Annotated in this window: 24 protein-coding genes (1 of these 24 cut by a window edge); 11 read left to right on the forward strand and 13 right to left on the reverse strand. The window is 59.8% G+C overall.

The annotated features are described in order from the left end of the window. Positions 1–1,265, forward strand: the 3' portion of a protein-coding gene (locus tag NWV16_RS25645; protein ID WP_260521209.1) for a peptidoglycan DD-metalloendopeptidase family protein. The gene continues 160 nt to the left of window position 1, outside the view; the window shows 1,265 of its 1,425 coding nt (coding positions 161–1,425); its start codon lies off the left edge, out of view; its stop codon occupies positions 1,263–1,265. Between the two features lie 3 nt (positions 1,266–1,268). Further along, positions 1,269–2,360: an anhydro-N-acetylmuramic acid kinase gene (locus tag NWV16_RS25650; RefSeq protein WP_260521210.1), complete on the forward strand. Its 1,092-nt coding sequence runs from the start codon at positions 1,269–1,271 to the stop codon at positions 2,358–2,360. Between the two features lie 73 nt (positions 2,361–2,433). On the opposite strand, the gene erpA is transcribed toward NWV16_RS25650, so the two are convergent. Together erpA and argC are read right to left on the reverse strand one after the other, a co-directional pair. Continuing rightward, positions 2,434–2,784, reverse strand: coding sequence for an iron-sulfur cluster insertion protein ErpA (gene erpA, locus NWV16_RS25655; protein ID WP_003228776.1), 351 nt, complete (start codon positions 2,782–2,784; stop codon positions 2,434–2,436). A gap of 166 nt (positions 2,785–2,950) precedes the next feature. Further along, positions 2,951–3,985, reverse strand: a complete 1,035-nt coding sequence (gene argC / locus NWV16_RS25660; protein WP_260521211.1) for an N-acetyl-gamma-glutamyl-phosphate reductase — start codon at positions 3,983–3,985, stop codon at positions 2,951–2,953. Positions 3,986–4,120: 135 nt separating this feature from the next. Between argC and hemJ the strand changes: the two genes are divergently transcribed. From hemJ to coq7, 6 genes are all read left to right on the forward strand, one after another. Continuing rightward, positions 4,121–4,549: a protoporphyrinogen oxidase HemJ gene (gene hemJ, locus NWV16_RS25665; protein ID WP_260521212.1), complete on the forward strand. Its 429-nt coding sequence runs from the start codon at positions 4,121–4,123 to the stop codon at positions 4,547–4,549. A 33-nt stretch (positions 4,550–4,582) separates the two neighbouring features. Next, the gene (locus NWV16_RS25670) at positions 4,583–5,551 is read left to right on the forward strand and encodes an NAD(P)H-dependent flavin oxidoreductase (RefSeq protein WP_260521213.1); all 969 of its coding nucleotides are present in this window, start codon (positions 4,583–4,585) and stop codon (positions 5,549–5,551) included. Positions 5,552–5,644: 93 nt separating this feature from the next. Further along, the gene (locus NWV16_RS25675) at positions 5,645–6,592 is read left to right on the forward strand and encodes a DUF805 domain-containing protein (protein ID WP_260521214.1); all 948 of its coding nucleotides are present in this window, start codon (positions 5,645–5,647) and stop codon (positions 6,590–6,592) included. A gap of 61 nt (positions 6,593–6,653) precedes the next feature. After that, positions 6,654–7,442: an SDR family NAD(P)-dependent oxidoreductase gene (locus NWV16_RS25680; RefSeq protein ID WP_260521215.1), complete on the forward strand. Its 789-nt coding sequence runs from the start codon at positions 6,654–6,656 to the stop codon at positions 7,440–7,442. A gap of 80 nt (positions 7,443–7,522) precedes the next feature. Further along, the gene (locus NWV16_RS25685) at positions 7,523–7,861 is read left to right on the forward strand and encodes a histidine triad nucleotide-binding protein (protein ID WP_003228789.1); all 339 of its coding nucleotides are present in this window, start codon (positions 7,523–7,525) and stop codon (positions 7,859–7,861) included. A gap of 105 nt (positions 7,862–7,966) precedes the next feature. Beyond that, positions 7,967–8,614, forward strand: a complete 648-nt coding sequence (coq7, locus tag NWV16_RS25690) for a 2-polyprenyl-3-methyl-6-methoxy-1,4-benzoquinone monooxygenase (RefSeq protein WP_260521216.1) — start codon at positions 7,967–7,969, stop codon at positions 8,612–8,614. Between the two features lie 61 nt (positions 8,615–8,675). Here the strand turns inward: coq7 and speD are convergent, their stop codons facing one another. Both speD and NWV16_RS25700 read right to left on the reverse strand, forming a co-directional pair. Next, a complete protein-coding gene (gene speD / locus NWV16_RS25695; protein WP_007956315.1) occupies positions 8,676–9,470 on the reverse strand; it encodes an adenosylmethionine decarboxylase in 795 nt (264 codons plus the stop codon). 237 nt (positions 9,471–9,707) lie between these two features. After that, positions 9,708–10,130 carry an OsmC family protein gene (locus tag NWV16_RS25700; RefSeq protein ID WP_260521217.1) on the reverse strand — a complete coding sequence of 141 codons (423 nt, stop codon included), beginning with the start codon at positions 10,128–10,130 and terminating at the stop codon, positions 9,708–9,710. A 236-nt stretch (positions 10,131–10,366) separates the two neighbouring features. On the opposite strand from NWV16_RS25700, the gene crp reads away from it, so the two are divergent. Then, complete coding sequence (gene crp / locus NWV16_RS25705; RefSeq protein WP_260521218.1) at positions 10,367–11,011, forward strand: cAMP-activated global transcriptional regulator CRP; 645 nt, start codon at positions 10,367–10,369, stop codon at positions 11,009–11,011. A gap of 10 nt (positions 11,012–11,021) precedes the next feature. On the opposite strand, the gene NWV16_RS25710 is transcribed toward crp, so the two are convergent. The 4 genes from NWV16_RS25710 to NWV16_RS25725 form a co-directional block, all read right to left on the reverse strand. Beyond that, positions 11,022–11,720, reverse strand: a complete 699-nt coding sequence (locus NWV16_RS25710; protein WP_260521219.1) for a biotin/lipoate A/B protein ligase family protein — start codon at positions 11,718–11,720, stop codon at positions 11,022–11,024. Positions 11,721–11,814: 94 nt separating this feature from the next. Continuing rightward, a complete protein-coding gene (gene trpC / locus NWV16_RS25715; protein WP_260521220.1) occupies positions 11,815–12,651 on the reverse strand; it encodes an indole-3-glycerol phosphate synthase TrpC in 837 nt (278 codons plus the stop codon). After that, the gene (gene trpD / locus NWV16_RS25720) at positions 12,648–13,697 is read right to left on the reverse strand and encodes an anthranilate phosphoribosyltransferase (protein ID WP_260521221.1); all 1,050 of its coding nucleotides are present in this window, start codon (positions 13,695–13,697) and stop codon (positions 12,648–12,650) included. Before trpD ends, trpC begins: the two co-directional genes overlap by 4 nt. 9 nt (positions 13,698–13,706) lie before the next feature. Next, the gene (locus NWV16_RS25725; protein ID WP_217829606.1) at positions 13,707–14,300 is read right to left on the reverse strand and encodes an aminodeoxychorismate/anthranilate synthase component II; all 594 of its coding nucleotides are present in this window, start codon (positions 14,298–14,300) and stop codon (positions 13,707–13,709) included. Between NWV16_RS25725 and NWV16_RS25730 the strand changes: the two genes are divergently transcribed. Together NWV16_RS25730 and estP are read left to right on the forward strand one after the other, a co-directional pair. Then, complete coding sequence (locus tag NWV16_RS25730; protein WP_260521222.1) at positions 14,281–14,601, forward strand: hypothetical protein; 321 nt, start codon at positions 14,281–14,283, stop codon at positions 14,599–14,601. The two genes, NWV16_RS25725 and NWV16_RS25730, sit on opposite strands and share 20 nt — an antisense overlap. A 101-nt stretch (positions 14,602–14,702) precedes the next feature. Next, the gene (estP, locus tag NWV16_RS25735; RefSeq protein ID WP_260521223.1) at positions 14,703–16,613 is read left to right on the forward strand and encodes an esterase EstP; all 1,911 of its coding nucleotides are present in this window, start codon (positions 14,703–14,705) and stop codon (positions 16,611–16,613) included. A 69-nt stretch (positions 16,614–16,682) separates the two neighbouring features. Here estP and trpE read toward each other — a convergent pair whose 3' ends face one another. From trpE to NWV16_RS25760, 5 genes are all read right to left on the reverse strand, one after another. Beyond that, a complete protein-coding gene (trpE, locus tag NWV16_RS25740) occupies positions 16,683–18,161 on the reverse strand; it encodes an anthranilate synthase component I (protein ID WP_260521224.1) in 1,479 nt (492 codons plus the stop codon). 71 nt (positions 18,162–18,232) lie between these two features. Next, positions 18,233–19,051 (reverse strand): phosphoglycolate phosphatase, encoded by an 819-nt coding sequence (locus tag NWV16_RS25745; protein ID WP_065258469.1) that lies wholly within the window; start codon positions 19,049–19,051, stop codon positions 18,233–18,235. Then, on the reverse strand, positions 19,048–19,722 hold the full coding sequence (gene rpe / locus NWV16_RS25750; RefSeq protein WP_260521225.1) for a ribulose-phosphate 3-epimerase: 675 nt from the start codon (positions 19,720–19,722) through the stop codon (positions 19,048–19,050). The genes NWV16_RS25745 and rpe overlap by 4 nt, the downstream gene beginning before the upstream one ends. 114 nt (positions 19,723–19,836) lie before the next feature. After that, entirely contained in the window at positions 19,837–20,985 is a 1,149-nt protein-coding gene (locus NWV16_RS25755; RefSeq protein WP_260521226.1) for an iron-containing alcohol dehydrogenase, read from the reverse strand. Positions 20,986–21,093: 108 nt separating this feature from the next. Then, positions 21,094–21,918, reverse strand: coding sequence for an ABC transporter permease (locus tag NWV16_RS25760; RefSeq protein ID WP_260521227.1), 825 nt, complete (start codon positions 21,916–21,918; stop codon positions 21,094–21,096). Between the last annotated feature and the right edge of the window lie 12 nt (positions 21,919–21,930).

Consider the following 21,930-nt stretch of genomic DNA (forward strand, 5'->3'; position numbering starts at 1 on the left):
CTGAACAACTGACACAAGATCAAGACGCTGCTGACGCGGTTCAAGCCACAAATGAACCAGTAGCCTCACCCTTCGCACAGATCGAAAACAGCGCCGAAGACGCACCTGAAACCGCCCAGGCCACACCAGCGCCTGCACCGGTCGCGCCTGAAAAGAAGGCTCCAGGCCACAGGGAAGTGATTGTCTCCAAGGGCGACACCCTTTCGACATTGTTCGAGAAGGTTGGCCTCCCCGCCGCTGCCGTGCACGAAGTTCTGGCCAGCGACAAACAAGCCAAGCAATTCAGTCAGCTCAAACACGGCCAGAAACTCGAATTCGAGCTCAATCCGCAAGGCCAACTGACCAATCTTCACAGCAAGGTCAGTGATGTTGAAACCATTACGCTCACCAAGAACGACAAGGGTTATGTCTTCAATCGAGTGACCGCCAAGCCAACGGTTCGCACTGCTTACGTCCACGGTGTGATCAACAGTTCACTATCCCAGTCGGCAGCCCGTGCCGGACTTTCCCACAGCCTGACCATGGACATGGCCAGCGTATTCGGCTACGACGTCGACTTCGCCCAGGATATCCGCCAGGGTGACGAGTTCGATGTGATCTACGAACAGAAAGTGGTGAATGGCAAAGCCGTCGGCAACGGTCCGATCCTGTCCGCCCGCTTCACCAACCGCGGCAAGACCTACACCGCCGTGCGCTACACCAATAAGCAAGGCAACAGCAGCTACTACACCGCTGATGGCAACAGCATGCGCAAGGCGTTCATCCGCACCCCGGTAGACTTCGCCCGTATCAGCTCCAAGTTTTCCATGGGCCGCAAACACCCGATTCTCAACAAGATCCGCGCCCACAAAGGTGTCGACTACGCCGCTCCACGCGGTACGCCAATCAAGGCTGCCGGTGACGGCAAAGTACTGTTGGCCGGTCGTCGCGGTGGTTACGGCAACACCGTGATCATTCAGCACGGCAACACCTACCGTACGCTGTACGGCCACATGCAAGGCTTCGCCAAAGGCGTGAAAACCGGCGGTACCGTCAAGCAGGGCCAGGTGATCGGTTATATCGGCACCACCGGCCTCTCCACCGGACCGCACCTGCACTATGAGTTCCAGGTCAACGGCGTTCACGTCGACCCATTGGGCCAGAAGCTACCGATGGCCGATCCGATCGCCAAATCCGAGCGTGCGCGCTTCCTGGCACAGAGCCAACCGCTGATGGCCCGCATGGACCAAGAGAAGGCCACCATGCTGGCCTCGAGCAAGCGCTAAGCCATGGCTCTTTATATCGGCGTGATGTCCGGAACCAGTCTCGACGGTCTGGACATCGCCCTGATCGAGCAAACCTCGGCAATCAACCTGATCGCCACACATTACATCCCCATGCCTGAACCCCTGCGCGCCGAGCTGCTTGGCTTGTGCGCCAGCGGTCCCGACGAAATCGCCCGCTCGGCGATCGCCCAGCAGAACTGGGTAAAGCTTGCGGCCGAAGGTATCCACGCCCTGCTCGAGCAGCAACAACTCGAACCGCAAGCCATTCGCGCGATTGGCAGCCATGGCCAGACCATTCGCCATGAGCCTGCACGCGGTTTCACCGTACAGATCGGCAATCCTGCCCTGCTGACCGAGCTGACCGGGATTACCGTTGTCAGCGACTTCCGCAGTCGTGACGTGGCGGCCGGCGGCCAGGGCGCCCCTCTGGTTCCTGCCTTCCATGAAGCGTTGTTCGAAGAGCGTACCGGCAACCGTGCCGTTCTGAATGTCGGAGGTTTCAGCAATATCAGCCTGATCGAGCCGAACAAACCTGTAGCCGGATTCGACTGCGGCCCCGGGAATGTTCTGATGGATGCGTGGATTCACCGAGAGCGTGGCGAGAACTATGATCGCAACGGTCAATGGGCAGCCAGTGGCAGAGTTGAGCCTGTTCTCCTCAACGCATTGCTGAGCGATCCGTTCTTCTCAACGAAAGGCCCGAAGAGCACCGGCCGGGAAGTGTTCAACCTGCCCTGGCTTGAACGGCAACTGTCGCGCTTGCCGGAGTTCGCCCCTGAAAACGTACAGGCGACACTGCTCGACCTGACAGCTCTGACCATCGTCGAATCGCTGCAAAGTGCCCAATCGAATACTGAAGAGCTTCTGGTCTGCGGCGGCGGCGCCCACAACGCTGCGCTGATGAAGCGTCTTGCCGACCTTCTGCCCAACACGAAGGTCGCCAGCACTGCGACCCACGGTGTAGATCCGGACTGGGTCGAAGCCATGGCCTTCGCCTGGCTCGCCCATTGTTGTCTCGAAGGCATAAGCGCCAATCGCCCCAGCGTCACTGGCGCCAAGGGGCTGCGCGTGCTTGGCGCCATCTATCCCAACTAGGACAAAACGCAAAAAACAAAACGCCGCAGACCGTGAGGTTCTGCGGCGTTTTGTTGTGTACGGTGAAGCGAGATCAGATCGAGAACGAAGAACCGCAACCACAAGTCGTGGTGGCATTCGGATTCTTGATCACGAAACGCGAGCCTTCCAGACCTTCCTGATAGTCCACCTCGGCACCTGCCAGATACTGGAAGCTCATCGGATCGACCACCAGGCTCACACCTTCGCGTTCGACGATGGTGTCGTCCTCAGCCACATCTTCATCGAAGGTGAAGCCGTACTGAAACCCTGAACAACCGCCGCCCGTAACGAATACGCGCAGCTTCAAGCGATCATTCCCCTCTTCATCGACCAGGCTCTTCACTTTGTGCGCGGCACCCTGGGTGAATTGCAAAGCCGTGGGGGTGAAGGATTCGACGCTCATGCTGACTCTCTCCCGGCGTTACGCCGCCATAATGCGTGATGACGCGCATTATCCGCTTGTCCTAGAAAATCGGTCAACTATTGTTACGGTATATCAATAAGGTCATCGGCGACCGAAAATGCAAAAAGGCCCGTCAGACGGGCCTTTTCAGTCAGCAGTATCAGCGTTACGGCAACATGCCCGCGTGGGACAGACCCAGACGCTCTTCCAGACCGAACAGAATGTTCATGTTCTGCACGGCCTGGCCCGAAGCGCCCTTGACCAGGTTGTCAATCACCGACAGCACCACCACCAGATCACCGTCCTGCGGACGATGAACCGCGATACGGCAGACATTCGCACCACGCACACTGCGCGTTTCAGGATGGCTGCCAGCAGGCATCACATCGACGAACGGTTCATTGGCATAACGCTTCTCGAACAGTGCCTGCAAGTCCACCGAGCGATCCACCACGGTCGCGTAAAGCGTGGAATGAATGCCACGGATCATCGGCGTCAGGTGTGGCACGAAGGTCAGGCCGACATCCTTGCCCGCTGCACGACGCAGCCCTTGACGGATTTCCGGCAGATGACGGTGACCTTTCACCGCGTAAGCCTTCATGCTTTCCGACGTTTCGGAATACAGCGAGCCTACCGAAGCGCCACGACCGGCACCGCTGACACCGGACTTGCAGTCCGCGATCAGGTGCGAAGCATCGGCAATGCCCGCCTCGAGCAACGGCAGGAAACCCAGCTGCGTCGCGGTCGGATAGCAACCCGGTACCGCGATCAAGCGCGCCTTCCTGATCTGCTCACGATTGACTTCCGGCAAGCCATAAACCGCTTCGTCCAGCAGCTCCGGTGCTCCGTGGGGCTGACCGTACCATTTGGCCCATTCATCGGCGTCCTGCAGACGGAAGTCCGCCGACAGGTCGATGACCTTGGTGCCCGCCGCCAGCAATTCACCGGCCAACGCATGAGCAACGCCGTGCGGAGTAGCGAAGAACACCACGTCGCAAGCGCCCAGGGTCTTGATGTCCGGGACCGTGAATGCCAGACCATCGTAGTGGCCGCGCAGGTTCGGGTACATGTCAGCCACGGCCAGACCGGCCTCGGATCGGGAAGTGATCACGACCACTTCTGCCTGCGGATGCTGTGCCAACAGACGCAGCAATTCGACACCGGTGTAACCCGTGCCGCCGACGATACCGACCTTGACCATAAACCTGCCCTCAACGAACCCACTGGAAAGCCGTCGATAATAGGGGCCGCGCGCCCCTGCGACAACCGCCAAGGTGACGTGCGGACGCTCAAGCCTCTACTATCCGGCCTACCGTGAATGAGGGAATAACCAAAAATGCTCTATCTCTGGATCAAAGCGCTTCATATCGTCAGCATCGTGTGCTGGTTCGCCGGACTGTTCTACCTGCCGCGACTGTTCGTTTATCACGCCCAAAGTGAAGACACGATCAGCAAGGAACGCTTCAGCATCATGGAGCGCAAGTTGTATCGCGGCATCATGGGCCCGGCGATGGTCGCTGCGCTGGTCTTCGGTGGCTGGCTGATTTACCTGAACCCGGGCATTTTCAGCTCCGGTGCCTGGATCCACGCCAAACTGACGCTGGTGGTGCTGCTGATCGGTTATCACCACATGTGCGGCGCGCAGGTAAAACGATTTGCCCGTGGCGAGAACACCCGCAGCCATGTCTTTTATCGCTGGTTCAATGAAGTGCCGGTTCTGATATTGCTGGCTATCGTAATTCTGGTCGTGGTCAAGCCGTTCTAACTTCAACAGGCATAACTTTCCGGGGGACTTTCGATGTCGCTGCCCGCACTGCTCGAACAACGCCTGCGTCTGCCCGTCGTGGCCGCGCCGATGTTTCTGATCTCCAATCCTGAACTGGTGCTCGCATGCTGCCGCAACGGCGTGGTGGGCAGTTTCCCGGCGCTCAATCAACGCGAAAGCAGCGGATTCAAGGCCTGGCTGGAACAGATCGAAGCCGGACTGGCGACACTCGATAACCCGGCGCCGTATGCCGTGAACCTGATCGTTCACAAGAGCAACCCGCGTCTGGAAGCGGATCTGAACATCTGCGTCGAGCACAAGGTGCCCATAGTCATCACCAGCCTCGGCGCAGTGAAGGAAGTGGTCGATGCGGTGCACAGCTATGGCGGCCTGGTTTTTCACGACGTGACGACTCGCCGCCATGCGGAAAAAGCCGCAGAAGCGGGTGTCGATGGCTTGATTGCCGTTGCCGCCGGCGCCGGCGGACATGCCGGCACCTGGAGTCCGTTCTCATTGATTGCCGAGATTCGCCAGTTCTTCGACAAGACGCTGCTGCTTGCAGGATGTTTGAACCACGGCCATGAGATTCTCGCCGCACAGCTGCTCGGTGCGGATTTGGCCTACTTTGGTACGCGATTCATCGGTACGACCGAAAGTCATGCGCCCGACGCCTACAAGGAAATGCTGCTGACAGCCAAGGCAGCGGACATCATTCATACTCCTGCAGTGTCTGGCGTTCCGGCCAGCTTCATGCGTCAAAGCCTGGAGGCTGCCGGTTTCGACATGGCAGCACTGCAAGGCAGGGGTGAAGTGAACTTCGGCGAAAAACTCAAGCCGATCAACGATGAGGCCAAAGCCTGGAAAACCGTGTGGTCGGCCGGCCAAGGGGTTGGCCAGATCGACGATCTGCCAAGCGTGGACCAACTGGTGGAGCGCCTCGATGCAGAGTATCGCCAAGCCCTGAAACATGCGGCACAGCTACCGAATCGCTGGCCACGCTGAGAAAATTCCGGCCAGTTGCAGCCTGACTGGCCTTACACTTGGCAACTGCGACACGAATCAACTCAACTTCTTCGCGACAAGGATGCCTCGGCCATGAGCGACCCCCGCTACAAGATCGTTTTCGACGGTGCCCTGCAGCCCGGTGTCGATATCACCACCGCCAAACTCAATCTGGCCGACCTGTTCAAGAGCGACGTGAGCGCCATCGAGCGCCTGTTCAACGGCAGCGTCGTTGCCCTCAAACGCGACCTGTCGCACAGTGAGGCCCAGGTTTATCTGCAAGCATTGGGCAAGACGGGGATCGACGCCCGGATCGAGCCGGACACCATCATCGAACTGAATCTGTCCGATGTGCAGGAACATTCCGCCCCCGTGACAGAACCCGACTCTCCCTACGCCCCGCCCCGGGCCAATGTCGGTGAGCAACAGGCGGAATTCGCCACGCTCAAGCCGCTGAGTGCAGAAGGCCGGATCGGCCGCCTTCGCTACCTGGCATGGTCGATGGTGCTGAGTCTGGTGACCCTGCCGATCGTGGGCGTACTGGCGTTGATCGGCCTGGGCCTGGTAAGCACCGATTCGACCTCGGGGCTGATCATCGGCGGTATCTTTGCTTTCTTCCTGTTTCTGGCCTTCGCGATCATCGGCATCCTGTTCAGCATTCAGCGTCTGCACGACATCGGCTGGTCCGGCTGGTTATGGCTGCTGACTCTGGTTCCGTTCGTGGGCAGTTTCTTTCCGCTGGTCATCATGGTCGTGCCGGGCAATGACGGCGCCAATCGCTATGGTCCGCCACCGCCACCTAACAGTACTGCCGTCAAAGTACTGTGCTCCCTGTGGATCGTCTTCATCGGCCTGTTTTTCGTCGGTGGCCTGCTCGGCGGCATTTCCGCGATTCAGCAGGAGTACGAAACCAGTCTTGAAAGCAGTTATGAAAGCGGTTCGGTGACGGCCGATGAGGTCGATGTGGAGGTCGAACCTGCGAATTCAGCCGAGGATGCAGCGCAAGACTCGCCCGCCCCTGTAGACTCTGCGAAAGAATGAACAGCGCTCCCCGCCGTGACACCTGCGTCCACGGCGGGGAGCTGTTGCGATGGAGAACTGCATGACCCGTTACGCTCTGATCACTGGCGCCTCCAGCGGCATCGGCCTGGCCATGGCCGAAGCTCTGGCCCGCCGTGGCCGCAGCCTGATTCTGGTGGCCCGACAGCGTGACCAGCTGGAAAGCATTGCAATCGAACTGACTCAGCGTTTTGGCGTGGAGGTGTTGTTCCGGGCCTGCGATCTGGGCGAGCCGCTGCGTCTTTCCGGGTTTCTGCTGGAACTTGAAGAAGGCGACCGGCAGATCGATCTCCTGGTGAACTGCGCCGGTATCGGCACTTGCGGTCCGTTCCTGGCCCAGGACTGGATGACCGAGCAGGATCTGATCGAGGTGAACATCCTCGCCCTCACCCGCCTGTGCCATGCAATCGGCAACAGCATGGCCCTGCAGGGTGGCGGGCAGATTCTCAACGTGGCGTCGGTAGCCGCGTTCAATCCCGGCCCGTGGATGAGCACCTACTACGCCAGCAAAGCCTACGTTCTGCATTTTTCCGAAGCACTGCGGGTGGAACTGAAAAAATGCGCGGTGCAAGTCTCGGTACTATGCCCGGGCCCCACACGCACCGGGTTCTTCCGCACGGCACAACTGAACAACGAAAAACTCAATGCCAGCAATCTGCTGATGAGTCCCGAGGAAGTCGCGCTGTATACCGTGCGCGCCCTGGAAAAAAACCGCGCGATCATCATTCCCGGCCGGCGTAACCGCTGGTTCGCCTTCCTGCCGCGGCTGGGTTCGCGCTGGCTCAACCGCACCATCGTCGGCATGGTCAACAAAGCTTACTGCCCACGCTGAAGGGCGGACAGGCAAACGGCTGGGCGCGGTGATCCCTCGTGGGTACACTCGGCCCAGCTCACACAACGGAGAAAACAGCTGTGGATACTCTGTTCACCAAGATCATCAACCGGGAAATCCCGGCGAAGATCATCTACGAGGACGACCAGGTTCTGGCGTTCCACGACATCGCCCCGCAGGCACCTGTGCATTTTCTGGTCATCCCGAAAAAACCGGTGCGTACCCTCAACGACCTGACCGAAGACGACAAGGCACTGGCCGGACATATCCTGTTCACCGCCCAGCGTCTGGCACTGGAACTGGGTTGCGAGGAAGGCTTCCGGGTGGTGATGAACTGCAATGAAAAGGGTGGGCAGACGGTCTACCACATTCATATGCACGTACTCGGTCAACGTCAGATGAACTGGCCGCCGGGCTGATCGACTCGAAATCTGTGGGGGCGCCCTGCTCCCACATGACCCAGCGCAAACCTTCCCCGGCCGATTCGGTTAAACTGGCCGCCGAGATTCTTCCCGGAGGTCAGCATGACTACCCAACGTCACTACTCGCCAATCGACCGTCTTCTGCTGCAAGCCGATGCCGCGATGCGGACCCTGCTGCCCTTCAGCGGCCAGCCGTACCGTCCGTCGCCAGCCATCCTGCAACCCGATGCACAGATGAGCGATGAAGACACCCGTCATGTCGCCGGCCTGATGCGCATCAACCATACCGGAGAGGTCTGCGCCCAGGCGCTGTATCAGGGCCAGGCCCTGACCGCCAAGCTGCCCCAGGTGCGGGAAGCCATGGAGCACGCGGCCGAAGAAGAGATCGATCACTTGGTCTGGTGCGAACAACGCATTCATCAGCTGGGCAGTCACACCAGCGTGCTTAATCCGCTGTTCTATGGCATGTCGTTCGGGATCGGGGCAGTCGCCGGGTTGATCAGCGACAAGGTCAGCCTCGGTTTCGTCGCAGCCACCGAACATCAGGTATGCAAGCACTTGAACGAGCACCTGGAGCAATTGCCGGCCGAGGACGAAAAATCCCGGGCAATTCTGGAACAGATGCGCATCGATGAAGAACATCACGCAGAAAGCGCACTGGAAGCTGGTGGTTTCCGCTTTCCTGCACCGGTGAAATTCGGCATGAGTCTTTTGGCCAAAGTGATGACCAAAAGCACCTACCGAATCTGAAAACCGCCCATAAAAAAGGCGACTGCCGCAAAGCAGTCGCCTTTTTTTGCGCCAGGAATTCTTAGCTCGGCATATTGCGTGCGTAGAAGATTTCCAGCATTTCGTGTTTCACACGCTCGGTCACCTGAGCACGTTGCTCGGACGACAGGTTGCTGGTGGCATCGCCGAACAGGTAGTTATCCAGTTCGAAGTTCTTCAGCAGCATTTTGGTGTGGAACAGGTTTTCCTGGTACACGTTCACGTCGGTCATCTGGTACGCGTCGCGGGTGTCTTCGGAAAGGTAGTTCTGGATCGAGTTGATCTCGTGATCGATGAAGTGCTTGTTGCCCTCAACGTCACGGGTGAAGCCGCGCACACGGTAATCCACGGTCACGATGTCCGAATCGAACTGGTGAATGAGGAAATTGAGCGCTTTGAGCGGTGAAATGACACCACAGGTCGACACGTCGATGTCCACACGGAACGTCGCAATACCGGCGTCCGGATGGATTTCCGGGTAGGTATGCACCGTGATGTGACTCTTGTCGAGGTGGGCCAGGATGATTTCCGGCAGCGGACCCGGGGACTCTTCGATCTGGCTTTCGGTCGGGGTGACCGGTTCTTCCGAGATCAGAATCGTGACGCTGGCACCCTGAGGCTCATAGTTCTGACTGGCAATGTTCAGAATGTTGGCACCAATGATTTCGACAACTTCCGTGAGAATCTGCGTCAGGCGTTCGGCGTTGTACTCTTGATTGATGTACTCGACGTAAGCCTGCTGGTCCTGCGGGGTTTCCGCGTAGCAGATGTCATAGATGTTGAAGCTCAAGGTCTTTGTCAGGTTGTTGAACCCGTGGAGCTTGAGTTTGCTTTTCACCGTTAAAAACTCTCTATGTATGCGGCCCGGCCGCGTGATCAAGCATGCCCGTCAAGTGCGAACGACGCACCTGCGTAGGACGGTTAACACCTCTTCGCGATGGCGATTTTGGTTATCTGTTCAGGCGGATGATCCGTCGGCTGACCGATCACTGCCCTGAAAAAAGTGGCGCATTATGCAGACGTCAGCGGGGGATCGCCAGAGTCTGCACTGCTTTTATGATAGTTGAATGTCGGCTCAGCCGAGTTCGACGATTTCGTAGTCGTGGGTGATCGCCACGCCGGCCGCGCCGAGCATGATCGAGGCCGAGCAATACTTCTCCGCCGACAGCTCGATGGCACGTTTGACCTGGGCTTCCTTCAGGCCACGGCCCTTGACCACGAAGTGCATATGGATCTTGGTGAACACCTTCGGATCTTCGGTCGCGCGTTCGGCGTCCAGAAACGCTTCGCAGCTTTCAACGGCCTGACGGGCCTTCTTCAGGATGCTGACCACATCGAAATTGCTGCAACCGCCAACGCCCAGCAAGAGCATTTCCATCGGGCGGACACCCAGATTGCGACCACCGGCGTCCGGCGGACCGTCCATGACCACGACATGACCGCTGCCGGATTCGCCAAGGAACATGGCTTCGCCAGCCCATTGGATGCGTGCCTTCATCGCCGAGACTCCACTGTAGAAAAAAGGGTCGCCAGCTTAGCACAGGGACCCGGCTTGACTGCGAGGGCAGTTCCTAGGACCAATGCCGCGTCAGCGTAGGTAATTTCTCGAATTATCGACGAAGTGTCTGGTAAGCTGGCGCCAATTCACTGGCGCCCAGTCAGTATTTGTAGCGATCGCCTCAGCGCCTCATATAAAAACCAAATATAACCGTGCAGTCTTTTCGGGATACAACCATGGTTGGTATTACCCCCACACCCAAAATCAAGAACCTCGACAAGCTGCTGATGCATTGCCAGCGCAAGCGCCATGCGGCCAAGAGCAACATCATCTGCGCCGGGGATCGCTCGGACACGTTGTACTTCATCATCCGCGGCTCGGTCACGATCCTGATCGAGGACGACGACGGCCGCGAGATGATCATCGCGTACCTGAATGCCGGAGATTTCTTCGGTGAGCTGGGCCTGTTCGAACAGGCCGGCCAGGAACAGGAGCGCAGTGCCTGGGTGCGGGCCAAGGTCGAGTGCGAAGTCGCAGAAATCAGCTACGCCAAATTCCGTGAGTTGTCGCAGCAGGATCCAGACATTCTTTACGTGCTCAGCGGACAAATCGCACAACGCCTGCGCAACACCACGCGCAAGGTCGGCGACCTGGCGTTCTTCGACGTCACCGGTCGTGTCGCTCGCTGTTTGCTGGAACTGTGCAAACAACCGGACGCCATGACCCACCCCGACGGCATGCAGATCAAGGTGACCCGTCAGGAAATCGGCCGGATTGTCGGTTGTTCACGGGAAATGGTCGGTCGCGTGCTCAAGGATCTTGAGGAACGCAACCTGGTGGACGTGAAAGGCAAGACCATGGTGGTCTTCGGCACCCGCTGAGTTACGAAACTCAGCTGGTATAGATCTGCGCCAGCATCAAACGAAAGAGCTCATCGAGACGCGTCAAGGCATCGGGCGCGGGAAATTTTTCATGCAGGGCGATGTGGCTTGCGGCACGCACCCGTTGCTCCAGACCACATGCCTCGTTGAAACGATTGACCGCCGCGACCATCGACTCGCGCTCGTCATCCACCAGCATCGCACCATGCACCAACCCTACCGGGCGCTGACCGCCCTGACTCTGGCGCCAGCGCTGAGCGGTACCCACCATCTTGCGGCCGTCCAGGTTGACGTTGAAACGACCGTCGCAGAATGCGCCGTCGATTTCACCCAGCGACGAAGTGCCACCCAATTCATCCAACAACTGACAGATCGGATCACACAGACGACGGTAACCGGTTTCGATGCGGTTCAGATCGCCTTCGCTGCGAGGCGGTGCATAGACCAGAGCGATGTTGACCGTCGAAGCCGATTGCGGGACAGGCTCGCCACCGGTTTCACGCAGCAACACCGGCCAGCCGGCAGCTGCGGAGATTTCACAGGCTTGATCGAATCCGGGCAGGCGATTCAGACGTCGCGGCATGACCAGCGCGCGATCGCTCGGTTGCCAGAACAGCAGACCGAATTCGGCATTACCGGCGCAGACCGAGGCCAGCAGATCCTGTTCGGCTTGCAGACCGGCTTCGATGGTCAGGGAAGTGGGGATCATAAGGTTTCCATAGGACGTTGAGCCTGAGGTGATCTTATGCTGCCTTCGCGGGCAAGCCCGCTCCCACAGGGATACGGGCGCCTGCGAGAGTCGATCAGTCGAGGGTCGAACCGCTCACCGGAACACCGCGCTCCGGGAAGAACAGACGTTGCAGCTCAATGCCCGGGCTTTCGGCGCGCATGAACGCTTCACCGACCAGGAACGCATAAACGTCGCTGATTTCCATCAGCTCGACATCGGCACGGTTGAGAATCCCGCTCTCGGTGACCACCAGGCGATCGCGCGGAATGCGTGGCAGCAGGTCAAGGGTGGTTTCCAGGCTCACGTCGAAAGTATGCAGGTTGCGGTTGTTGACCCCGACCAGTGGCGTATCGAGGGTTTTCAACGCGCGCTCCAGTTCATCGCCGTCATGGACTTCCACCAGCACATCGAGGCCGACCCCTTTGGCCACCGAAGCCAGCTCGGCCATTTTCACGTCATCCAGCGCGGAAACGATCAACAGCACGCAATCAGCGCCCAGCGCACGGGCTTCGACGATCTGGTACGGATCGATCATGAAGTCCTTGCGGATCACCGGCAGCGTGCATGCAGCGCGGGCCTGTTGCAGGTACGCGTCGGCACCCTGGAAGTAATCGATGTCGGTCAGCACCGACAGACAGGTCGCCCCGCCCTTCTCATAGCTTTTGGCGATGTCGGCGGGAACGAAATTCTCGCGGATCACGCCTTTGCTCGGCGAAGCCTTCTTGATTTCGGCAATCACCGCCGGTTGTTTTTTCTTCGCTTGCGCCAGCAACGCCTGGGCAAAACCGCGAGGTGCATCGGCCGTCTTGGCCAGACTTTCCAGCTCGCTCAGGCTCACACGGGCGCTACGCTCGGCGACTTCCTGAACCTTGCGGGCCAGAATGTTTTCCAGAACCGTCGGTACACTCATCCCTCATTCTCCACTTTGAATACCGCGGTAAAGGCACCCAGCTCCTCGAGTTTTTCCCGAGCAAGGCCGGTGTGCAGAGCGTCGTGGGCCAGCGCCACGCCTTCTTTCAGACTGGTCGCCAGATCGGCAGCGTAAAGCGCCGCACCGGCATTGAGCACGATCATTTCGGCAGCCTTCTGACCGTTCTCGGTCTTGCGCTTGCCCAGTGCATCGCGGATCAGCGCCAGCGAAGCCTCCGGGCCTTCGACCGAAAGGCCGTGCAGACTCTGGCTCTTCATGCCCAGATCTTCCGGCTCGACCCAATATTCAGTGATTTCGTTGTTCTTCAGCTCAGCCACATAAGTCGGCGCAGCGAGGCTGAATTCGTCCAGACCATCCTTCGAATGCACCACCAGCACATGCTTGCTGCCCAGCCGTTGCAAGACTTCGGCCAATGGCCGGCACAGTGCCTGGGTGAATACACCGACGACCTGATGTTTGACGCCGGCCGGATTCGTAAGCGGGCCGAGCATGTTGAACAGGGTGCGCAGGCCGAGATCACGCCGCGGACCGGCGGCGTACTTCATGGCTGTGTGATGGGTCTGGGCAAACATGAAACCGATGCCGACGTTGTCAATGCAACGCGCCACCTGAACCGGCGTCAGGTTGAGGTAAATGCCGGCGGCTTCCAGCAAATCGGCGCTGCCGCTCTTGCCCGACACTGCACGATTGCCGTGCTTGGCCACGGTGCAGCCGGCAGCGGCAACGACAAACGCCGAGGCCGTGGACACGTTGAAGATGTTCGCACCGTCACCGCCGGTGCCGACTACGTCGACCACGCCGTCGAGAGTCTTGAGCTCGACCTGGTCCGCCAGCTCGCGCATCACCGACACTGCACCGACGATTTCGTCGATGCTCTCGCTCTTCATGCGCATGGCCATCATGAACGCGCCAATCTGCGCGTCGGTGCATTGCCCGGTCATGATTTCGCGCATCACGTCGCGCATTTCTTCGGTGCTGAGGTCGAGGTGATCGACGATACGGCTCAGGGCTGTCTTGATATTCATGGAGAGTCCTTAGCGCGTGCCGCCGGTTTGTTTGAGGAAGTTGGCGAACAGTTCATGGCCCTGCTCGGTGAGGATCGATTCCGGGTGAAACTGTACGCCCTCGATGTTCAGGGTCTTGTGACGCAGGCCCATGATTTCGTCGACCGAACCGTCATCGTGCTGCGTCCAGGCCGTCAGTTCCAGGCAATCGGGCAAAGTCTCGTGCTTGACGATCAGGGAGTGATAGCGGGTGACGGTCAACGGACGATTCAGACCGGCAAATACACCCTTGTCCTCGTGGAATACCGGGCTAGTCTTACCGTGCATCACTTGCCGGGCACGCACCACATCACCACCGAAGGCCTGGCCGATGGACTGGTGGCCGAGGCACACACCGAGGATCGGCAGTTTGCCGGCGAAGTGTTTGATGGCGTCGATGGAAATGCCGGCTTCAGTCGGCGTGCACGGACCGGGGGACACCACGATGCGCTCCGGGTTGAGCGCTTCAATTTCGGCGATGGTCAACTCGTCGTTGCGCACGACCTTGACCTCGGCACCCAGCTCGCCGAGGTATTGCACAACGTTGTAGGTAAAGGAGTCGTAGTTGTCGATCATCAGCAACATGGCGTTTCGAACCTCTTTAATTCTGAATTTGAAACAGCCTTCAGATGACTTGACCGGACGCTGCGCGGTGTCGGACGCGCAAGTGGCGACGGCAACGCGACATTTCAAACGGGCAAGGAAGGCAGAGCGATACAGATCCGGCAAGGCCGGCAGAAAAGATTCAGGCGCGCCAACGCCAGCGGGCGTGGGCCTTGATGACTTGATCCAGAAGTTTGCTGACGATCAACACGGGAAAGGTCTCATTCATACGTCTCGGCACAGTAACTTAGCTGGGCAGAGCGTGCAATATGGCCGGACCTGAAGGGGGAAAACTATGGGAGGGTTGACGACCGATGGCAAAACGCCGGATGTTTTTGGTACTGTCGTTTCGTTCCATACAACAATAAATAAACGGACTTGCTCATGATCAAACAGACGTTGTTTGTACCGCTTGCCGGATGCCTGCTCGCACTGGCCTGCGCCCAGGCGAATGCAGCACCCAACCCTTATTCGAATTTCATCGTGTTCGGCGACAGTCTCAGCGACGCCGGGACATTTTCCGATCCGGACGGTCCGGCCGGCTCGGTCAAACGGTTCACCAACCGCACCGGTCCGAACTACCAGGACGGCAGCGGCGAGTTCTACTCGCTGAACGCCACACAGCTGCTCGGAGGTCGCCTGGGCTTCACACCGGACCAGACCGCCTCCGCCGACTCGGCGGTACGTGCCGGCCAGGGTTTGCCGGATGGCAATAACTGGGCAGTCGGCGGTTACCGCACCGACCAGATTCTCGATTCGATCACCAGCACATCCGCCAACGACGAGCGCACCCGCGCCGGCTATCTGCCGTCGAACGGTTTCCGCGCCGATCCGAATGCCCTGTATTACTTGACCGGGGGCGGCAACGACTTCCTTCAGGGCCGTGTTACCAGCCTGTCTCAGGCCAACGCCGCCGCCGACCGACTGGCCGACAGTGTCCGCACCCTGCAAGGCGCGGGTGCCCGCTACATCATGGTCTGGCTGTTGCCGGATATCGGCCTGACCCCGGCTATAAACGGCTCGCCGCTGCAAGCCTTCACCTCACAGCTCAGTGCTCAGTTCAACACCGAGCTGGTGAGTCAGTTGCAGACCGTCGGCGCCAACGTGATCCCGCTGAACGTACCGGTGCTGCTCAAGGAAGCGTTTGCCAACCCGGCACAGTTCGGCCTGGCCACCGACCAGAACCTGGTCGCCACCTGCTTCAGCGGCAGCGGTTGCACCGAAAACGCCCGGTACGGGATCAACAGCGCCACGCCGGATCCGACCAAGCTGATCTACAACGACGCGGTGCACCCGACCGAAGCCGGGCAACGCTTGATCGCCGACTACGCCTACTCGTTGCTGGCCGCCCCGTGGGAACTGACGCTGCTGCCGGAAATGGCCCAGGGCACCCTGCGGGCACATCAAGACGAATTGCGCAATCAATGGCTGGCCGACTGGGAAAACTGGCAAGGCGTCGGCCAATGGCGGGCGATTGTATCCGCTGGCGGCCAGCATCAGGACTTCGACGACCAGCACGCCGGGGCCAGCGCCGACGGCAACGGTTACAACCTGAATATCGGTGGCAGCTACCGTCTCGACGACGCCTGGCGTGTCGGTGTCGCGGCGGGTTTCTATCACCAGAAAATCGAAGCCGGCGACAACGACTCCGAGTACAAGCTCAATTCCTACATGGGCACCGCATTCGCCCAGTACCAGCAAAACCGCTGGTGGGGTGACCTGGCCGTTACCGCCGGGCATCTGGACTACGACAGCCTGAAGCGCAAGTTCCAGCTCGGGGTCAACGAACGCGGCGAGAAAGGCGATACCGACGGCTACGTACTGGCCATCGGCGGCCGCGTCGGCTACGACATCGCGCCAGAGGCCAGCAGCCCGTGGCACCTGTCGCCATTCGTCAGCGCGGACTTCGGCAAGGTGGAAGTGGACGGTTATTCGGAGAAAGGCGCAGATGCCACGGCACTGACCTTCGACGACCAGTCGCGCAACTCCCGTCGTCTCGGCCTGGGTATCCAGGGTAAATACCAGATCAGCGCACAGACCCAGGTCTTCGGCGAATTCGCCCATGAGCGCGAATACAACGACGACGCTCAGGATCTGACGATGAACCTCAACAGCCTGCCGAACAATCGCTACACCCTGGAAGGCTACACACCGCAGACCAACCTGAACCGCCTGAACCTGGGCGTCAGCCACAACCTCACCAGGGAAGTCGCCCTTCGTGCCAGTTACAACGTCCGCAAGGATGACGACTTTACCCAGCAAGGGATCAATGTTGGCGTCAGCCTCGACTTCTGATCAGAAGGCCATAAAAAACGCGGCGCCCTCACAGGCGCCGCGTTTTTTTATGGCTGAATGCCCCGTCACTCAGTCCGGGGTTTGCTCAGCCAGTGCAACAGCCCGGAACATCGCCCGACGCTTGTTGATGGTTTCTTCCCACTCCAGCGCCGGCACCGAGTCGGCAACGATGCCGCCACCGGCCTGCACGTGCAGCTCACCGTTCTTGATCACGGCGGTGCGGATCGCAATCGCGGTATCCATGTTGCCGTTCCAGGCGAAGTAACCGACCGCCCCGCCATAAACACCACGCTTGACCGGTTCCAGTTCGTCGATGATTTCCATCGCACGGATTTTCGGCGCCCCGGACAAGGTGCCCGCCGGCAGGATCGCCCGCAGTGCATCCATGGCGGTCAGGCCTTCTTTCAACTGGCCGGTCACGTTGGACACAATGTGCATCACGTTGGAGTAACGCTCGATGACCATCTTCTCGGTGAGCTTCACCGAACCGATTTCCGAAACACGCCCGGTGTCGTTGCGACCGAGGTCGATCAGCATCAAGTGCTCGGCGATCTCCTTGTCGTCGGACAGCAGGTCTTCTTCCAGCGCCACGTCCGCCTCTTCAGTGGCCCCGCGAGGACGGGTGCCGGCAATCGGGCGCACGGTGATCAGGTTGTCTTCGACCCGCACCAGCACTTCCGGCGAACTGCCGACGACGTGGAAATCGCCGAAATTGAAGAAGTACATGTACGGCGTCGGGTTGAAGCAACGCAGCGCGCGGTACAGGTCGATTGGCGCAGCCTTGAAGTCGATCGACATACGCTGGGACGGCACGACCTGCATGCAGTCACCGGCGAGGATGTATTCCTTGATGGTGTCGACGGCTTTTTCGTAGTCATCCTGAGTGAAACTGGAGCGGAACACCGGCTCGGCCGCCTGCTGTTTGCTGAAATCCAGGCCACGACGCGGGGTGATCGGCTGACGCAGCTTTTCCAGCAATTCCTGCAATTGCGCCTGGCCCTGCTCGTAGGCATCGGCCTGCGCCGGGTCGGCCAGCACGATCGCGTGCATCTTGCCGGCGAGGTTGTCGAACACCACCACCGCATCGGAGACCATCAGCAGGATGTCCGGCACGCCCAGCGGATCCGGGTTCGGGCATTTGCCGAGGCGCTTCTCTACATAACGTACACAGTCGTAACCGAAGTAACCCACCAGTCCGCCGTTGAACCGCGGCAGGCCGGCGATGGTCGGTACGTTGTAGCGGGCCTTGAAGGTTTCAACGAAAGCCAACGGGTCTTCGACGTCGTGGCTTTCGGTCTCGACGCCATCGACGGTGATGCTGACGTGATGATCATGAACCCGCAGCACGGTGCGGCATGGCAGGCCGATGATCGAGTAACGGCCCCATTTCTCGCCACCCTGCACCGATTCGAGCAGGTAGGAATTGGGCTGGTCGGCCAGTTTCAGGTAGATCGACAGCGGCGTGTCGAAGTCGGCCAGGGTTTCACAGGCCAGCGGAATGCGGTTGTAGCCGTCAGCGGCCAGTCGCAGGAATTCTTCGCGGATCATAAATTGCCTCGTGGTGTGAGGTGCAAATCAGTCAGGTAGGCAAACACGCCGGCAGGCCGGCCAGGAACAAGTCAGGCGCGCCAACGCCAGCGGGCCAGGGCCTTGATGACTTTCATCCAGAGTTTGCGGGTAACCACCACGATGGCGTTTCCAGAAGGGGATTGAGAAGCGTCGGGCAACGTTATCTCAGCGGCCGTATCCAGGCAACCGGGAATTAGCTTGCGCAGATCGTCGATCACCAGCGCCGGGGATTCCTCGGCAATCGGCCGGCCATGGTTATAGCCATAGCTGAGCGCGACACATTTGACCCCCGCCGCTTTCGCCGCCAGCACGTCGCTGCGCGAGTCGCCGACGAACAGCGATTGCGAGGCCGGAATGCCGGACATCTTCATGACGAAGAACAGCGCCGCCGGATCGGGTTTCTTCTGCGGCAGGGTATCGCCGCCGATGATCCATTTGAAGTAGCGGCCGATCTTCATCTGATCCAGCAACGGCGCGACGAAGCGCTCCGGTTTGTTGGTGATCAGCGCCATGGCCACGCCCTGCTTGTGCAGCCATTTCAGGGTGTCGCGCACACCGGGATAGACCACGGTCAGCTCATGGCTGGCGCCGTAGGCTTCCATGAACACTTCCAGCGCATGTTCGGCTTCCACATCATCCACGGAAGAATGATCGATGCCGCCGGCCAGCGCCCGGCGTACCAGCACCGGCGCGCCATTGCCGACCCACTCGCGTACGGATTCGATACCGGCAGGCTTGCGCCCGAGAGTGAGCAGCATGTTATCCACCGCCGCCGCCAGGTCGGGTACCGAATCGATCAGCGTGCCATCCAGATCGAACATCACCAGCCTTGGCAGTTGACCCGGGAACAGCTGCTCGAATCCACTCATGGGCGGGCCAGCGCCAGTTCGGAACGCATCTTGTCGATGACTTCCTGATAGTTCGGCGCATTGAAGATCGCCGAGCCGGCGACAAAGGTATCGGCGCCGGCAGCAGCGATTTCACGGATGTTGTTGACGTTGACGCCGCCGTCGATTTCCAGGCGGATGTCACGGCCCGAGGCATCGATGATCGCGCGGGCTTCGCGCAGCTTGTCGAGGGTGCCGGGGATGAACTTCTGCCCGCCGAAGCCCGGGTTGACGCTCATCAGCAAGACCATGTCGACCTTGTCGATCACGTACTTGAGTACGTCCAGCGGGGTCGCCGGGTTGAACACCAGGCCGGATTTGCAGCCGCCTTCACGGATCAGTTGCAGCGAACGATCGACGTGCAGCGTGGCTTCCGGGTGGAAGGTGATGTAGGTGGCGCCGGCCTCGATGAAGTCGCCGACGATGCGATCCACCGGGCTGACCATCAGGTGCGCGTCGATCGGTGCGGTGATGCCGTACTTGCGCAGCGCGGCACAGACCATCGGGCCGATGGTGAGGTTCGGTACGTAGTGGTTGTCCATGACATCGAAGTGAACGATGTCGGCACCGGCGGCCAGAACGTTGTCCACTTCCTCGCCCAGGCGGGCGAAGTCGGCGGAAAGAATCGACGGGGCAATAAGGAAGGGCTGCATGACGCACCTTTTCTGAGCTAAATCACGATGGCGCGCATTGTATACCTCAAGTTTCCGCGCGCGCACCGTGACCGCGATGATTGGGTTGTGCCATGACCGATGACCGGCGGGTTCTCAGTACGCCGCCCGGTAGATCTTCTCGATGTCGGCAGCGCTGAGCTTACGCGGGTTGTTGCGCATCAGACGCTCGATTCCCGCGGCCTCTACCGCCATGGCCGGGATCGCGTCCTCGGGCACGCCGAAACTGCGCAGCCCCTGCGGGATTTCCACCGCTGCACACAGCTCGGCCATCGCCGCGACGGCGCAGTCGGCGGCGTCATTGAGACTCAGATGAGCGGTCTTCACCCCCATGGCTTCGGCGATATCCTGCATCCGTTCGACACAAGCCATTTTGTTCCAGGTCATGACATACGGCAGCAACAGCGCATTGCTTACACCATGGGCAATGTTGAAACGCCCGCCCAGCGGATACGCCAGCGCATGCACCGCGCCGACTCCGGCATTGCCGAACGCCATGCCGGCCATCAGGCTGGCGGTGGCCATGTCTTCCCGGGCCTGCACGTTGGAGGGATTGGCATAGGCCTTTGGCAATGACCGGGCGATCAGCTTGATTGCGCCGATGGCCAGCGAATCGGTGATCGGCGAAGCATTCAGCGACAGGTAGGATTCGATGGCATGCACCAGCGCATCGACGCCACTGGCGGCGGTGACGCTGCGCGGGCAGGTCAGGGTCATCTGCGGACTGACCAGCGCCACGTCAGGTAACAGATAGTCGCTGACGATGCCTTTCTTCAACTGGGCGACCTTGTCCGAAAGAATCGCCACGTTGGTCACTTCGGAACCGGTGCCGGCCGTGGTCGGAATGGCAATCAGCGGCGGACCTTTGCGCGGCACCTGATCGATGCCGAACAGATCTTCCAGCGCGCCGTGATAACCGGCATAGGCGGCAACGCTCTTGGCAATGTCGATGGCACTGCCACCGCCGAGACCGATCAGCCCGTCATGCCCGCCTTCGCGATAGACACGCATGCAGTCCTCGACGATGGCGGTTTCCGGATCCGGCAGCACCCGGTCAAAGATTTCGTATTCGCGCTCGCCGATCTGTGCCAGCGCCAGCGCCACCGTGCCGGACTTGACCAGCGCGGCATCGGTGACGATCAGCGGGTTGTCGATATCCAGCCGCGTGAGCTCGGCCGCCAGTTGCTCGATGGCCCCGGCGCCGGTGATCAGTTTGTGAGCGATCTTGAAGGAGGAAAGACTCATCGTGCGCAGCCTCTTATAGATGTGGGAGCTGAGCACAAGCGTAGCTGGGGAATCGGGGTTGTCTGTCATTCAGCGCATGAATGGCAGACAACCCGGATATTGCAGTCGTCAGACTTGAGCAGTGCGCAGTTTTTCACTCCGCCCACGCAACCATTCCAGCGTCAGCAACAGAATCACCGAGAACGCGATCAACAGCGTCGCCGCCGCTGCAATCGTCGGACTCAGGTTCTCGCGAATGCCGCTGAACATCTGCCTTGGCAACGTTGCCTGCTCTGGGCCGGCAAGGAACAGCGTCACCACCACTTCATCGAACGAGGTCGCAAAGGCGAACAGCGCACCGGAAATCACCCCCGGCGCAATCAGCGGCAAGGTCACCCGACGGAACGTCACCAATGGCGAAGCGCCGAGGCTGGCCGCCGCCCGCACCAGGTTATGGTTGAAACCCTGCAACGTCGCCGACACCGTAATGATCACGAACGGCACACCCAACACCGCGTGCACCACGATCAACGAGAAGAAACTGTTGCCCAGCCCCAGCGGCGCGAAGAACAGGTAGCTGGCCACACCGATGATCACCACCGGCACCACCATCGGGGAAATCACCAGCGCCATCACCAGCGCCTTGCCGGGGAAATCGCCACGGGTCAGACCGATGGCCGCCAGCGTGCCGAACAGCATCGCCAGTACGGTCGCCGCCGGGGCGACGATGATGCTGTTCTTCAGCGAGCGCATCCACTCCGCCGAGGCGAAAAAGTCCTGATACCAGTGCAGCGAAAAGCCCTGCAACGGGTACACCAGGAAACTGCCCGAGTTGAACGACAGCGGCACGATCACCAGCACCGGCAGAATCAGGAACAACAGGATCAGGCCGCAGAGGATCCGCAGGCTGTAGAACCACACCCGCTCGACGGGGGACATATAAGGACTCAGCATTTCAAATTCCCC

The sequence above is a fragment of the Pseudomonas sp. BW7P1 genome (genome assembly GCF_024981055.1).
Taxonomy (GTDB): Bacteria; Pseudomonadota; Gammaproteobacteria; order Pseudomonadales; family Pseudomonadaceae; genus Aquipseudomonas; species Aquipseudomonas bananamidigenes.